This window comes from Paenibacillus sp. sgz302190, from assembly GCF_059820445.1.
This window is the reverse complement of the sequence record NZ_JBZYAO010000008.1, coordinates 177,429-191,355: the sequence shown is the minus strand read 5'-3', so window position 1 is coordinate 191,355 and position 13,927 is coordinate 177,429. Positions and strand designations below refer to the sequence as shown.

Annotated in this window: 14 protein-coding genes and 1 other RNA gene; 7 read left to right on the top strand and 8 right to left on the bottom strand. The window is 46.7% G+C overall.

Going from position 1 to position 13,927, the window contains the following annotated elements:
• Positions 1 to 241 precede the first annotated feature (241 nt).
• The 4 genes from cshA (at position 242) to fsa (ending at position 3,812) form a co-directional block, all read left to right on the top strand.
• Positions 242 to 1,852 carry a degradosome RNA helicase CshA gene (cshA, locus tag AC6RNO_RS12275; protein ID WP_474679440.1) on the top strand — a complete coding sequence of 537 codons (1,611 nt, stop codon included), beginning with the start codon at positions 242 to 244 and terminating at the stop codon, positions 1,850 to 1,852.
• Positions 1,853 to 2,081: 229 nt separating this feature from the next.
• Positions 2,082 to 2,882 carry a DUF624 domain-containing protein gene (locus tag AC6RNO_RS12270; protein ID WP_497105623.1) on the top strand — a complete coding sequence of 267 codons (801 nt, stop codon included), beginning with the start codon at positions 2,082 to 2,084 and terminating at the stop codon, positions 2,880 to 2,882.
• A gap of 53 nt (positions 2,883 to 2,935) precedes the next feature.
• Positions 2,936 to 3,117, top strand: a non-coding RNA gene (gene ssrS / locus AC6RNO_RS12265) — 6S RNA.
• A gap of 38 nt (positions 3,118 to 3,155) precedes the next feature.
• Entirely contained in the window at positions 3,156 to 3,812 is a 657-nt protein-coding gene (fsa, locus tag AC6RNO_RS12260) for a fructose-6-phosphate aldolase (protein WP_497105598.1), read from the top strand.
• A 57-nt stretch (positions 3,813 to 3,869) separates the two neighbouring features.
• Here fsa and AC6RNO_RS12255 read toward each other — a convergent pair whose 3' ends face one another.
• The 5 genes from AC6RNO_RS12255 to xylB all read right to left on the bottom strand — a co-directional run bounded on the left by AC6RNO_RS12255 (position 3,870) and on the right by xylB (position 7,654).
• On the bottom strand, positions 3,870 to 4,007 hold the full coding sequence (locus AC6RNO_RS12255; protein ID WP_497105597.1) for a hypothetical protein: 138 nt from the start codon (positions 4,005 to 4,007) through the stop codon (positions 3,870 to 3,872).
• A complete protein-coding gene (locus tag AC6RNO_RS12250) occupies positions 4,004 to 4,561 on the bottom strand; it encodes an accessory gene regulator B family protein (RefSeq protein WP_497105596.1) in 558 nt (185 codons plus the stop codon). Before AC6RNO_RS12250 ends, AC6RNO_RS12255 begins: the two co-directional genes overlap by 4 nt.
• Positions 4,552 to 5,244, bottom strand: coding sequence for a hypothetical protein (locus AC6RNO_RS12245; RefSeq protein WP_497105595.1), 693 nt, complete (start codon positions 5,242 to 5,244; stop codon positions 4,552 to 4,554). The genes AC6RNO_RS12250 and AC6RNO_RS12245 overlap by 10 nt, the downstream gene beginning before the upstream one ends.
• Before the next feature lie 167 nt (positions 5,245 to 5,411).
• The gene (locus AC6RNO_RS12240) at positions 5,412 to 5,696 is read right to left on the bottom strand and encodes a CPBP family intramembrane glutamic endopeptidase (protein WP_474679841.1); all 285 of its coding nucleotides are present in this window, start codon (positions 5,694 to 5,696) and stop codon (positions 5,412 to 5,414) included.
• Between the two features lie 428 nt (positions 5,697 to 6,124).
• A complete protein-coding gene (gene xylB / locus AC6RNO_RS12235) occupies positions 6,125 to 7,654 on the bottom strand; it encodes a xylulokinase (RefSeq protein WP_497105594.1) in 1,530 nt (509 codons plus the stop codon).
• A gap of 352 nt (positions 7,655 to 8,006) precedes the next feature.
• Here xylB and AC6RNO_RS12230 point away from each other — a divergent pair, with 352 nt between their 5' ends.
• Positions 8,007 to 9,353 carry an Nramp family divalent metal transporter gene (locus AC6RNO_RS12230; protein ID WP_497105593.1) on the top strand — a complete coding sequence of 449 codons (1,347 nt, stop codon included), beginning with the start codon at positions 8,007 to 8,009 and terminating at the stop codon, positions 9,351 to 9,353.
• A gap of 159 nt (positions 9,354 to 9,512) precedes the next feature.
• Complete coding sequence (locus AC6RNO_RS12225) at positions 9,513 to 9,902, top strand: DUF1499 domain-containing protein (protein WP_474679433.1); 390 nt, start codon at positions 9,513 to 9,515, stop codon at positions 9,900 to 9,902.
• Between the two features lie 58 nt (positions 9,903 to 9,960).
• Here AC6RNO_RS12225 and tpx read toward each other — a convergent pair whose 3' ends face one another.
• A complete protein-coding gene (tpx, locus tag AC6RNO_RS12220; RefSeq protein ID WP_474679432.1) occupies positions 9,961 to 10,479 on the bottom strand; it encodes a thiol peroxidase in 519 nt (172 codons plus the stop codon).
• Between the two features lie 164 nt (positions 10,480 to 10,643).
• Here tpx and gltC point away from each other — a divergent pair, with 164 nt between their 5' ends.
• A complete protein-coding gene (gene gltC, locus AC6RNO_RS12215) occupies positions 10,644 to 11,537 on the top strand; it encodes a glutamate biosynthesis transcriptional regulator GltC (RefSeq protein WP_474679431.1) in 894 nt (297 codons plus the stop codon).
• A gap of 906 nt (positions 11,538 to 12,443) precedes the next feature.
• Here the strand turns inward: gltC and AC6RNO_RS12210 are convergent.
• Together AC6RNO_RS12210 and AC6RNO_RS12205 are read right to left on the bottom strand one after the other, a co-directional pair.
• Entirely contained in the window at positions 12,444 to 13,133 is a 690-nt protein-coding gene (locus AC6RNO_RS12210) for a zinc metallopeptidase (protein ID WP_497105592.1), read from the bottom strand.
• A gap of 20 nt (positions 13,134 to 13,153) precedes the next feature.
• The gene (locus AC6RNO_RS12205; protein ID WP_474679840.1) at positions 13,154 to 13,594 is read right to left on the bottom strand and encodes a MerR family transcriptional regulator; all 441 of its coding nucleotides are present in this window, start codon (positions 13,592 to 13,594) and stop codon (positions 13,154 to 13,156) included.
• Between the last annotated feature and the right edge of the window lie 333 nt (positions 13,595 to 13,927).

Genomic DNA, 13,927 nt, shown 5'->3' with positions numbered 1-13,927 from the left:
TATGTTATACGTTTAGGGTATGCGTTAGGTTTCGTTAACATCAGCAAAGATCCTCTGGAAATATTCTTGCAATCTGTGATATAATATTCGAGATATTCTTAAGGGCGGCCGGTTGGATCATGGATGATGTGAATCGAAAGTGTATTCCACTTAAAACTATAGACACGGATAGGAAGTCGTACTTAAGGGTAAAAAAGAAACAAGGCATTCGCCTGCCCTGTACAAAAGGAGATTGAATGTATTGAAAACATTTCAAGAATTTGGATTAGAGCCAAAAATTTTGCGCGCAATTACCGAAATGGGCTTTGAAGAGTCCACCCCGATTCAGGAAAAAACGATTCCTCTCGCAATGGAAGGCCGCGATTTAATCGGTCAAGCACAGACCGGAACGGGCAAAACGGCCGCTTTCGGCATTCCGCTTGTCAACAAAATCAACATCACGGAAGAGCGCATTTCCGCATTGATCATGTGCCCTACAAGGGAGCTTGCGATCCAGGTTGCCGAAGAGATCGAAAAGCTGGGAAGATTCAAAGGAATCCGATCTTTGCCGATTTACGGCGGACAGGATATCGTCAAGCAAATCCGGGCGCTGAAGAAAAAACCGCAAATTATTATCGGAACGCCTGGACGCCTGCTCGATCATATCAACCGCAAAACGATCAAGCTTGACGACGTGAGAACGGTCATTCTGGACGAAGCGGACGAAATGCTCGACATGGGCTTTATGGAAGATATCCAATCCATTTTGAGCCTGGTGCCGGATGAGCGTCATACCATGCTGTTCTCCGCAACGATGCCTGCTAACATTCAGAAGCTTGCGCAGCAGTTCCTGAACAACCCTGAGCATGTATCCGTGATTCCAAAACAAGTCAGCGCGCCGCTTATCGATCAAGCCTACATCGAATTGCACGAAAAGCAAAAATTCGAAGCGCTTAGCCGTTTGCTCGATATGGAAGCGCCGGAGCTGGCGATTATTTTCGGAAGAACCAAACGCAGAGTCGACGAACTCGCCGAAGCGCTGCAAAAAAGAGGCTACGCGGCAGAAGGTTTGCACGGCGACTTGTCCCAAAACCAACGCGACAACGTCATGAGAAAATTCCGCGACGGCAGCATCGATGTCCTCGTTGCTACGGACGTGGCAGCACGGGGCCTGGACGTATCCGGAGTTACGCATGTCGTTAACTTTGACCTTCCGCAAGATCCGGAAAGCTACGTTCACCGTATCGGCCGTACCGGACGGGCAGGTAAAGAAGGTACTGCATGGACTTTCGTAACACCTAGAGAAATCGACCATCTTCATTTTATCGAGAAAGTAACTCGTCATAAAATTAGCAAAAAGCCGCTTCCAAGCTTGGCTGACGCAATCGAAGGCAAGCAAAAAATGACGGCCGAGCGCATTCTTGACATTATGCAAAATGAAGGTCATTCCGAATTCAAAGGTTTGGCAATTCAAATGCTGGAGCAATACGACTCCGTCAATCTGCTTGCCGCAGCCATGAAGCTTCTGACAGGCGAGAAGAAAGAAGTGGATATCGAGCTTACGCCGGAAGAACCGATTCGCGCAAGAAAGAAAAAATTCGACGTGCGCAGCTCGGGCAGACGCGTTGGCGGCGGCGGATATGGTTCCGGCGACCGCAGAAACGACCGTCAAGGCGGCGGCTACGGCTCCAACTCGCGTTATCCGCGTAAAGACGGCGGCCGGGATTACGGCTCCAGAGACGGCGGACGCGATTATCGCGACAACGGTGAAGGACGCAGTTCTTCGGGCCGCGGACGCGACTACAACAACAGCGGAAACCGCGATCGTTCTAAAACTCCGCGCAAAAACGAGGAAACTCTTGTTAACAACTAATTTTTAATACGATAACAAAGGAAGGCGAAGATCATTCATAGATCCTCGCCTTTTACATAATTGAAGGAAAATTGAGTTTGCCTGGTGATTAGAGCAAATATCTTTGACAATACTATAATATGTCATAAAGCCTAGTGGGACTAAACGGCTACCTATGCACACGAAAATAGGCTATAATGGTATCATTACAACCGCTAAGGAGGGCGCAGTTTTGGAGTTTAGAGGAGTTATGGGTGGTTTGTACAGAATAACAGAATGGATCATGCGGCTATCGGTGATCAACATACTCTGGATTTTGTGCTCTGTGCCGGTTTTCTTTTTTGGATTTATGGGATTGATCAGTCAATCTCCGGATGCATTGTTTTCCACTCTTCCCATAATAGCTATTTTGGCACCGTTTACTTTATTTCCAGCTACGGCTGCAATGTTCACTGTGGCCCGGAAATGGGTTACCGGGGAAGAGGATGTACCTCTACTAAAAACATTTTTCCGCGGCTATAAAGAAAACTATGTGCAAAGCATGGTTGGCGGAATTATTTTTATTATCGTTATCGCGATCATTATCGTGAACTACCGCTTTTACATCACACAAGGCAGTTCGCTTCGGCTGCTGTCCGTTCTGTTCATTGCCTTCTCGGTAGTGATCGCCATCGCGATTTTCAATTTCTTTTCAATTATGGTGCATCTTCACATGAAAGTGCTGCAAATCGTGAAGAACTCCATTCTGATTTCGATCGGCAGCCCGATCAATTCCATTGTGCTGATCCTGTGCAACGGAGCTATCTTGTATATTTGCTTAACGAAGATGAACTTTTTCCTTGTCGTATTTTTTATGGGCAGCGTTATGGCGACCTTCTCTTTTTGGCAGTTTAACCGCAGCTTTACGAAGCTGCAAATGAAGCAGCAGGAGCTGGAGGAAAAAGAGCAGCAAAATCAGGAGCAGACTGAGAATGAAGAGGGACCGGAAGCCCTTTCAAATACGGCAGCGGAAGAAATGCATAATCCTGACAAAAATGAGAAGACTAAATAGTAAACCTACCAGTTGAAAAACCGCGGGTACGGGACTATAATAAGAACTACAAAAGAATCCTGCGATGTACGTCTCGGTTTTAAGTTGTTTTGAACCAATGACTGTTTCTAGGGAGACCTATATAGAAGCGCGGCTGTCATGCCCTCGAAAAGGGACTTCAAAAACGATTCTGCGGTCACCCACCTGCGAGAGCGGGTTTGAAACGCCAAAACCGGACGGCATATGCGGGTTTTTTTTGTGCCTATATATTATGAAAAATGGTGGTGGAGAACAGTGAAATTGTTTATCGACACAGCAAACGTAAGTGAAATCAGACAAGCCTTTGAACTTGGCGTCATTTCAGGGATTACGACAAACCCATCGCTCGTAGCAAAAGAAGGAAGAGATTTCTTTGAAACGCTCAAAGAAATCATCGGAATTGTAGGCAATATCCCGATCAGCGCGGAAGTCGTATCGCTTGAAGCGCCTGAGATGGTCGAGCAGGGGAAAAAGCTTGCTGCATTAGGCGAAGGCATCGTCATTAAAGTTCCGATGACAGCGGAAGGCCTGAAAGCAACCAAGATCTTCACAAGCCTGGGAATCAAGACAAACGTGACACTCATTTTCTCCTCTACGCAAGCATTGCTGGCTGCACGTGCAGGCGCCACCTACGTTTCGCCGTTTATCGGCCGGCTTGATGATATCAACCAGATCGGAATGAATCTGATTCAAGAAATCAGCCAAATTTTCCAGGTACATAAAATCGAATCCCAAATCATTTCTGCAAGCGTCCGCCACTCCGCACACGTCATCGAAGCAGCACTGCTCGGAGCGGACATCGCGACAGTGCCTTACAAAATCATCGAGAGCATGATGAAGCATCCGCTGACAGATGCAGGAATCGAGAAGTTCACGGCAGACTGGGCAAAAGCGAACCAGAAAGAATTTTAAACGAGAACGTAAAAAGGACCATCTCCAGCTTGTTTCCGGAGATAGTCCTTTTTAATTTTAGTTGCTCCATTTGTCTTTTAGTTCTTGTGGAATTTCTGGGGAGTTTGCTGTCCAACTCAAAGGTCCAGCCAAAGGTACGATCATAGCTACAGCTGCGACTACGAGAGAGATTGCGCCTAACGCGAGTTTTTTCATATATTTGTCCTCCTTTCCACGAGTTTAAATAACTTATCAAATAAAGGAGTGATAGAAATAGCATGATAAATAAAAGTAGCATTAACAAGAGGAGTTGGAAAAAATACGCTTAATAAAATGAGAACTATTGCAATCCACTTTAAATGTTTAATTTTTTCTTGAGAAAATTTGAAAAATACGACAACATTTTTGGGAGCATATAGATATACTGAAATTAGAGCGATCAAAGATAGTGCACATTTCAAAGTGAAACTGGAAATTTCTATATGTGATAAGGATATCATGACAACAGACGAATAAATCATGCATAAAACAACAGATTTAAAGTGCAAGCTTCCAATAAACATCTTGATGATTATTGTAGAAGCAATAACAATAAGTGCTTGCTTGAAATGACCCGTAAAACTACAAACAATTAAAGTCACCATAAAGCTGACAATAATGTTAGCCAGCACCTGAAAAACAAAAACAATTACTTCTCTGGAAGGCGACTGAGGATTGTTTTTTACAGAATAATCGGCAATTTGATAAATCCATTTGTTCACTATATCCATGTAGTATTTCCGTTTCTGTTGTATTTGTCTTTTAACAATTTTTTATTAAATTTGTAAGAATAGAAGACAATAAAAAATATACATATCAACAGGCAAATTGCAATAATAAAATGGAAGATTCCTATATCCATAGTATACAAATATGTAGTAAACACAGCTACCATTAGTGACGCTAGCATACAAGAAGAAACAATAAAAAATAATTTGTTCAGAGGCGGGTTGCTGTATATGTTCGGAATCAGAAATCCGAATTTTTTACGGCTGAGAAAAAATGAAGCTAAGTAAAGCGCAGCTGCGGCAGAGAAAAGAACTACATTTCTGGTGAGCTCGGTTATTTCATGTAAATTTACGGTTGTAATCAAATTACCGATCATAAATCCGACTAGCTCTAGGCCAACGCCCAAAAGACCTGAAATAATACCGATCAGCATGCTGAACCATATTGATATTTGAAAAAATACAACCAATGATATGACCCATAAAAATAGCGTGAACATGAATGTGATTAGTGCATTGTGCCAATATGTAGAGAAATAAGCAGATTCTACAGCAAGAAAAAGTGAAATAATGACATGCTTCAATCTTTTATTCTTTTCAATCGGCAATCTAAATAAAACATCTGCGAACGATAGACCCGCCAAAAATTCGATAAAGGAAAACAAGATATTTATCGCAAAATTCATAATGGCACCCACCGTCATTTCAATATTTGATTTTGTTTTATTAAGTTTCGATGCTTCAAATAACTATTTTTCTTTGCTAAACGTGTGCCTTAATATACGAATTAGTAATATAGTACTAATATACTACAAATTACGACAAAAATCGACTAATTTTAATACCATATTGTTTACATACGCGAAGATATGTTCAATATGAAAATTAAATTCAGTACGAAATGGCCTAACAGTGAAGGTATGATAGAATTTGTTTTTTTGTATATATGGCAGAAAATGACGCCGATCATGAAATAAAGCATAAAACCTTGCCAATCATTATGAAGCATGCCAAAAAGTAATGAACTGACAGAAGAACCAATGTAGAAATTCGTTCTTTTGGAGAGTTGGCCAAATATAATTTTTCGAAAAACAACTTCCTCGACAATTGGCGCATTTAGCAGCATATGTACAGACATTATCGGGTATTGGAGCATAAGTTGATGGGGGACAGATATTTGTGTGCTTGTTATAAACAAATTAAATGCAATTTCTAATGTCAGTGGGATTAAGATGCCTATTTGTATCCACTTGCCTAAGGAATTTTTCGAAAAAACTTCTTTAATGCTCAGATTTACATATTCATTACGCAAAAGGTACATAGTTAATGTAAGCGTAAACAACGGAACATATACGACCATAAACTTGTTTAAAGTGAAGTAGGTAGGTACGGTTGCGCATATGTAAACAATTAAAATAATAAGGTAATTTCTTTTTCCGTCCTGTACCATCTAGTTCTCCTTAATTTTACGAGTGTATCTATTAATAGTACATGAAACAAGACAATTGTAAAAGAAGATTTAGTAAAAAAAGCCCTTGCTCAAATTAGGCAAGGGCTGTGATATTCTTATTGCTGAACCAAGTCACTTAATTGATGGAAAGTGCTTTTCAAAGTTCCGTATAAACTGCGGTATATTTGGTAGTAAGCTTCGTATTGCAGGTGGTTTTCGGCGTTTGGTTCGACGCGGTCGACGATTTGGATCCATTTGTCGCAAAGGGATGTGATGTCTTCGTTGAGCACGCCGGATGCGGCCATGATGGCGGCGCCGTAAGCCGGTCCGTCGGTCGAATTAACGGTGACGACGGGGATGCCGAAGATGTCGGCGATCATTTGGCGCCAGAAAGGGCTTCTTGCGCCTCCGCCGTTCACGCGAAGCTCGGTCACTTCAATACCGGACTCCTTAATAAGCTGCATGGAATCCAACAGCCCGAAGGTAATGCCTTCGAGAAGGGCGCGGGTCAGGTGGGCTTTGCCGTGCCGCATGTTGAGACCGATAAAGCCGCCGCGCGCTTTCGGATCGGGATGCGGTGTGCGCTCCCCGGACAAGTAGGGCAGGAAAATCAGCCCTTCGCTCCCAAGGGGAGCGGTCGCGGCCTCGGACGTCAAAATTTCATAGACGTCCTTGCCTTCCTGCTGCGCCCGTTCGAGTTCCTCGTGCGCAAAATGATTGCGCCACCACTGGAACGAGCCCCCGGCGGCGAGCATAACGCCCATGCGGTGCCATTTGCCCGGCACGCCGTGGCAGAACGAATGAAGCCGGTACGTTTCATCGGCTTGATAGGTGTCGTCGTGTACGAAGACGACACCGGAAGTGCCGAGCGCCACGGACGCGATGCCTTGGCGCACGACGCCGACGCCGACGGCGCCGCAGGCCTGATCGCCGCCGCCGGCGACGATCGGCGTGCCTGCGGCCAGCCCGGTCAGGCTGGCTGCCTCCGGCAGCAGCCGGCCGGCTACGTCGCCGGACTCAAAGAGCGGCGGCAGCCATTCCAGCGGAATGGCGAGCCGCTCGGCCACGGTCTGCGACCAGCGGCGGCCGGCCACGTCCAGCAGCAGCGTGCCGCTGGCGTCGGCGACGTCCATGCCGAACTCGCCCGTCAGGCGCAGCCGGACGTAGTCCTTCGGCAGCAGCAGGTGCCGCACGCGCGCGTAATGCTCCGGCTCATGCTGCCGGAGCCAAATGACTTTGGGCGCTGTAAAGCCGGTCAGCGCCCGGTTCCCGGTGAGGCGGCCAAGCTCGTCTTTGCCGACCGCCTCTTCGATATAAGCGCACTGCTCCGCCGTGCGCTGGTCGCACCACAGCAGCGCAGGCCGGATGACCTGCTGCGCTTCGTCAAGGAACACCGACCCGTGCATCTGGCCGGAGAAGCCGATTCCGGCCACCTCGCTGCCGGGGATGCCGGTCTTGTCCAGTAAGGCACGGATGCCCTGCACCGTGCCGTTCCACCAATCCTCCGGATGCTGCTCGGCCCATCCCGGATGAGGCTGCTGCAGCGGATATTCGACGCTGTGGCTCGCGATAACCCGGCCGGAGTCATCGACAAGAATGCATTTAACCGCGGAAGTTCCCAAATCCAACCCTAAAAAATACGGCATAGCCAATACCTCCTGGAAAAGCGTGCAGTCATGTTCAATTGCACGACCTTTGTTTGTTTAGTGAATATACAAAGATAACTGGTATAGTATATTCGCACTTTTCATCAGAAATCCTTCTTTTTGAAAGAAGGAAATTGCCGCTCGCACATCAACACAGTTCCTTTCATATGATCGTATTGAGCTTCATTGCCGAGATCGCCTTTGTCGAGATCAATAATGTTTCCATAGGGAAACTTTTTTTCGCATTCACATAAGTTTTTGCCTGTAGCATAATTTGAAAATGTGTAGTATAATGACCATAGAAAGTTTCCCGGGGACAACATTATTGGTCGAGAGAAAGAAGGGATTCAACATGGAAGTGGCTTACAAAACTGAAAAACAGGAGTCAAGCGGATGGAAACGACATTCACCTATGCCGAGTTTGCCTGAAGTGCACCAAAGCTTGGCAGTGCCGAAAAAGGCCGGCTTCTTTCGTAAGCTGCTTGCTTTCATAGGACCGGGCTATCTTGTGGCCGTCGGATACATGGACCCCGGCAACTGGGCAACCGATTTGGCCGGCGGATCGCAGTTCGGCTACACGCTGCTTTCGGTCATTTTAATATCGAACTTGATGGCGATTTTGCTGCAGGCTTTATCCAGCCGTCTGGGCATTGTAACGGGCAGGGATTTGGCGCAAGCATGCCGGGATCATTATAGCAAACCTGTTTCATTCGTTCTTTGGATTTTATGCGAATTGGCTATTGCAGCCTGCGATTTGGCCGAAGTGATCGGCGCGGCGATCGCCCTGAACTTATTGTTCGGCATCCCGCTCGTATACGGCGTAATTATTACTGCCGTTGATGTTTTGATCGTACTTATGCTTCAGAAAAAAGGCTTCCGTTATATTGAAGCGATGGTCATCAGTCTGATGGCTGTCATCACGATCTGCTTTGTATTTGAAATGATTTTCTCAAAACCCGAGTTTCAAGCCGTCGCCGCCGGTTTTATACCGACAACCGAGATCGTGACGAATCCTGCGATGCTGTACATCGCGCTCGGCATTCTTGGCGCAACCGTGATGCCGCATAATTTGTACCTGCACTCCTCCATTGTCCAAACCCGCGACTACGAACGGACTGTGGAAGGAAAGCGCTCGGCCATTCGTTTTGCAACGATCGATTCGACGGTTGCTCTTATGCTCGCTTTGTTCGTGAATGCCGCTATTCTCATTTTGTCCGCCGCGGCGTTTCATTCGGCAGGCCAAGAAGTGGCGGAAATTCAAGACGCTTATAAGCTGTTGGGCCCGATGCTTGGAACCGGCGCCGCCAGCATTTTGTTCGGAGTCGCGCTGCTCGCTTCAGGGCAAAACTCTACCTTAACCGGAACGCTAGCCGGACAAATTGTGATGGAAGGCTTCCTGAATATTCGGCTAACCCCATGGCTGCGCCGCTTGATTACGCGCATGATCGCGATCGTACCCGCCGTTATTGTGATCGCCATTTCCGGCGAAAAAGGCGCTACCGATTTGCTCGTTCTTAGCCAGGTTATTCTTTCTTTGCAGCTGTCGTTTGCCGTCATCCCGCTTGTCAAATTTACTTCCGACCGCAAGAAAATGGGCGAACTCGTCATTCCGGTGTGGATGCGCGTGCTCAGTTGGTTCGTAGCCATTGTGATAGCAGGGCTAAATGCTTATCTGCTTTACAGAACTTTTTTCGGATAATCGCATATTTATAGAAATCGGGCAAGGGTGTTTGCATCCTTGCTTTTTTCATTTGCTTTTCATTTTTCCTCTTTTGCTTGGGCTTAATCAGTGGTAAGATAGTGGTTAGTGTAGAAATGGCAAGCGGTCTATACACTTCATTGAAGGGGGAGCAGGCTTTTGCTAAAGAGAACTTTAATTGGGTTGGTTCGCAGCCACGAAACGACCGGAGAGAGAGCCAGAGATCCATTGCTCAAAACAAGGTATTACAAGCTGCCCAAAGATCAGGTTTGGGATGAGATTACCGCAATGCTCAAGAAAACGCCAGGATACAAGCTGCTGCATGAAGTGAAAAATGTCGGTGAGATCGTCGCTGAACGAAGAACGATGCTCGGCAGGACGCAGGATGTTACGCTGACCCTGTTTGCCATTAACCCGGTTAAAACCGCTGTTGATATTTATTCCGCCTCCCGCGGCTCTATGGGAGATCTCGGTTCGAACTATCGTACGATACTTGATATTTACAAACAATTGGACCGGAAGCTCGCTTCATATAAAATTGACGGTTAATAAAAACAGCAGGGAAGCTTGGCCTCCTTGCTGTTTTTATTTATTTCGTATGTTGAAATTAGAGAAGTTTTTTCACAGCGTCGATAGCTGCTTCATAGTTAGGGTGAGCTGTCATTTCGCTCAAGTATTCTACATATTGAACCGTGTCGTTAGCGTCGATGACGAAAATGGAACGCATATCAAGCTGCAATTCCTTGATCAGTACGCCGTAAGCTTCGCCGAACGATTTGGATTTGTAGTCGGACAGGGTTACTACTTTATCTACACCTGCCGCTCCGCACCAGCGGGATTGGGCAAATGGCAGGTCAACGCTGACTGTAAGAATGATAACATTGTCGCCAAGGTTCGCTGCTTCTTCGTTGAAACGGCGGGTTTGCGCGTCGCAAACGCCTGTATCCAATGATGGAACAACGCTGATCAGTTTCACTTTGCCGGCATAATCCGCGAGGGAAACTTGTGTCATCAGATCTTTGTTGACTTTGAAGTCAGGCGCTTTGTCGCCTGCTTTGACTTCCGGTCCGATCAATGTAATCGGATTGCTTTTAAAGGTAGCCACACCTGTACGTTCTTGTGCCATGATTACTGTTTCCTCCTTTATTTTCCATGCCAAGTATCAACTATTTCATTATAAGCTTTTTGAAGTTAGGTTGTCCAATCGGTTTTATAAGGCTATAATTAAAGCCGAGTATGCGAACGGAACGTGCAGTGAATGCTGCCATTACATTTGGGGGAAGCAAAATCGTGGAGCTAAGACAACTGCAATATTTTGTGAAAGTTGCCAGAAAACAGCACGTTACCCAGGCCGCTGAGGAGTTGCACGTGGCGCAGTCTGCCGTCAGCCGGCAAATTCATTTGCTTGAGCAGGAACTGGGTGTAAGTTTGTTCGTACAAAAAGGCCGCAATCTGCATCTGACTTCCGTAGGTCAGTTGTTTCTGAGCAGAGTTGAAGGCATTTTGACCGATTTGGAGCGCGCTGTCGGGGAAATTCACGAATTTCTCGATCCTGAAGCGGGGGAAATCCGCATCGGCTTTCCGCACAGCCTGGTTATCAATTTGCTGCCGTCGGTCATCGCGGCTTTTAAAAAGGATCATCCGAATGTGAAGTTCAGGCTGCGCCAGGGCACATATAACAGCCTGATTCGCGATGTGACGAAGGGCGAGCTGGATCTTGCTTTTATTTCACCTTTCCCGGAAACGCACGAGCTGGTAACAGGTGAAATTTTGCTGACGGAGGAGCTTTACGCCATTTTGCCGGCCAACCATATTTTGTCGGAATATAACTCGATTCGGCTGGAGCAGTTGAAGGACGAATCGTTCGTCATGTTCAAGGAAGAGTACACGCTAAGGTCGATTGTAATGGAAGCGTGCCTGAAAGCCGGTTTTACGCCGAAAATCGATTTTGAAGGGGAAGAGACCGACACGATTCGCGGTCTTGTCGCTGCAGGCATGGGCGTCAGCTTGCTGCCGGCCATGGCGCTGGTCGAAGGCGGAGCGCTCCAGCCGGCGAAAATCCGCGTTACGGACCCGCAGGTCACCCGGACGGTCGGTTTAATAAAGCGCAGCGGGGAAAAGCTGCCGCTTGTCGCCGATGTGTTCAGCCGGTTTCTGAACGAGTATTTTCAGATCAAGAAATAATAAAGCGCTATCCTGTTGAGAGCGCTAGCATGCCCCAAAAGGCGTCTCCGTAACCACCGTATTTGTGGGGAGGCGTCTTTTTTTGGCGACAAAATGACCGTCCTGCGACAGAAAACCTGCGAAAACTCTCAAGACGCCGTGGACGTCACCCCGCATAAATGAAAATAATCAGGCCTGCTGTGTTTATTTTCGTATAAAGGTGTAGCATTCCCCAATTGGAATGGGGCTGAGTCTATGTATTAGCGGAAAAACCTGCGTAGTCCAGGCTGTTGAGAAAACGCAACGCTGGAGAGGCACATCTCTATTAACGCGTAGAACACCCGCAAGAATGAGATTACTAAAGTGACGGGGTAGAGGAATCGGAAGAGGCGCAGCCGCTGTTCTCCGACCCACCTTTCCTGCTGCATGGGTTGCGGGAGCTGAAGTGGGGGGATAGGGCGGCTTGGTAAGGAAAAAACTGCGAAAGTGCAGGTTTTTTCGTGAAAATGGTTCATTCGGGCGAAAAGCCTGCGATTGTGCAGGAATTTTCAATGAAAATGGATCTGAGCCCATGTTCGCCGCGAAAAGCCTGCACATTTGCAGGAATATGTCGTGGGCAGCGTATCCATCGAGCAAAAACTGTACTTTTGCAGGTTTTTTCGTGCAAACAGGTGGAATGTACGACCGGCTCTGACGTGGGGGGCTGGGCAGTCTCACATGTGCAAAAATGTTTCGCTACGGGCGCTCTTTATACGAAAATGGAACGCAGTAGACCTGTTTATTTGCCTACTGTCGGGGTGGTGCTTAGACGTCATGGGGAGTCTTACAGGATTTCTTCGTGTGCTGCCAAACTGGTGGGCTCAGCTCCAGCGGCGGAGTCACAAAAAAAGGACGAAGCAGCTGTAACTTTTGCTTCGTCCTTTTTTGTTAATCGTCATTGCTGCGGCTGTTGAATATCATAATGTACTTGAGCAGCTCCAGCACGGAGATCAGGGCTGCGGCTACGTAGGTGAGCGCCGCGGCGTTCAGTACTTTGGCTACGCCGTGTTCTTCCTCGTTGGAGATGAATCCTTCGGCAACCATCAGTTCGCGGGCTCGCGAGCTTGCATTGAACTCGACGGGCAAAGTAACCAACTGGAAGGCTACGGCTGCCGCGAAGAACAAAATGCCGATTCCCAGAAGCCAAGGAATCTGCTGGAAGAAGAATCCGGCGAGGATCAGGATTGGCGCAACTCCGGAAGCGAAGTTGACGACAGGGAACATCTGATGTCTCATGACGAGCATCGGGTAGTGGACTTTGTGCTGAATCGCATGGCCGACTTCATGGCAGGCGACGGAAACGGCCGAGATCGAGCTTTCGTAGTAAACGGGCTCCGACAGCCGAACTACTCTGGCGATCGGGTCGTAATGGTCGGTGAGCGTTCCCTGAACCGCTTCTACGGGCACGTCGTAGAGTCCGTTGGCATCGAGCATCCTTCTGGCGGCTTGAGCGCCGGTCATTCCGGAATATACGGGAACTTCCGACCACTTGTTGAACGTCCCCCTTACGCGAAACGAAGCCCACAAGGAAAGTCCGAATGCAATTATAATGAGAAAATCCATCGGGTGAAAAAACATACGCATTCCTCCATATTCAATTATGAGAATGGATTTTTGCCCAGCAGGATCACAAGCGCTTCAATGCAGGCAGCAGTTGGCTGCGTTAAGATTTTATAAAGTTTTTTCAGCTGATTCGGTTTGAGCTGCTGAATGATCGGTCCGAGTTCTTTGGCTTCCTTGGCGACTTGCTCCAAATGAAGCTGCATCGATGTAAGCTTATCTCTCACCGTATCGTCCTGAGACACTTTATTCAATTGCTGCAAGCTCGCTTTGATTTCCTCAAGGCTGTACTTCTCGCTCTTCATCTTTTCAATACGTTTGAGCAAGTTCAAAGTTTCATCGCTGTATAGTCGATAATTCGTATCCGATCTTGTTTCAGGTTCGATCAATCCCAGCTTGGTGTAGTAATCGATGGTCCGGGGACTGACATTGGCCAGTCTTGCTAATTCTCCGATTTTATAGAGCTTATTTCCCACTATCAATCACCTCTGCTCCACGTTTTCTTCGAAATTACCATATAGAAATATGATACCTGATTGCAAACCATACAGTCAAACGTAATGCTTCAGTTCATCAAATATACAAAACTGCACAGCTTGTTCGATACATTCCCTAACATTGATTTTTATATATTATGGTAAAACACGAATTATGAATGTCAGATGTGAGGTTATTTTTCGTTTTTTTTTGTTTTTTTAAAGAAAATCCTATTGTCAAACCGTATCTTCCTGTATATAATGACATTAAGAATTTCATTATATGTTATTTAATCTAACATTAAAGGAAGTGGTCGTGTGGTTAAGAAGTTTTTG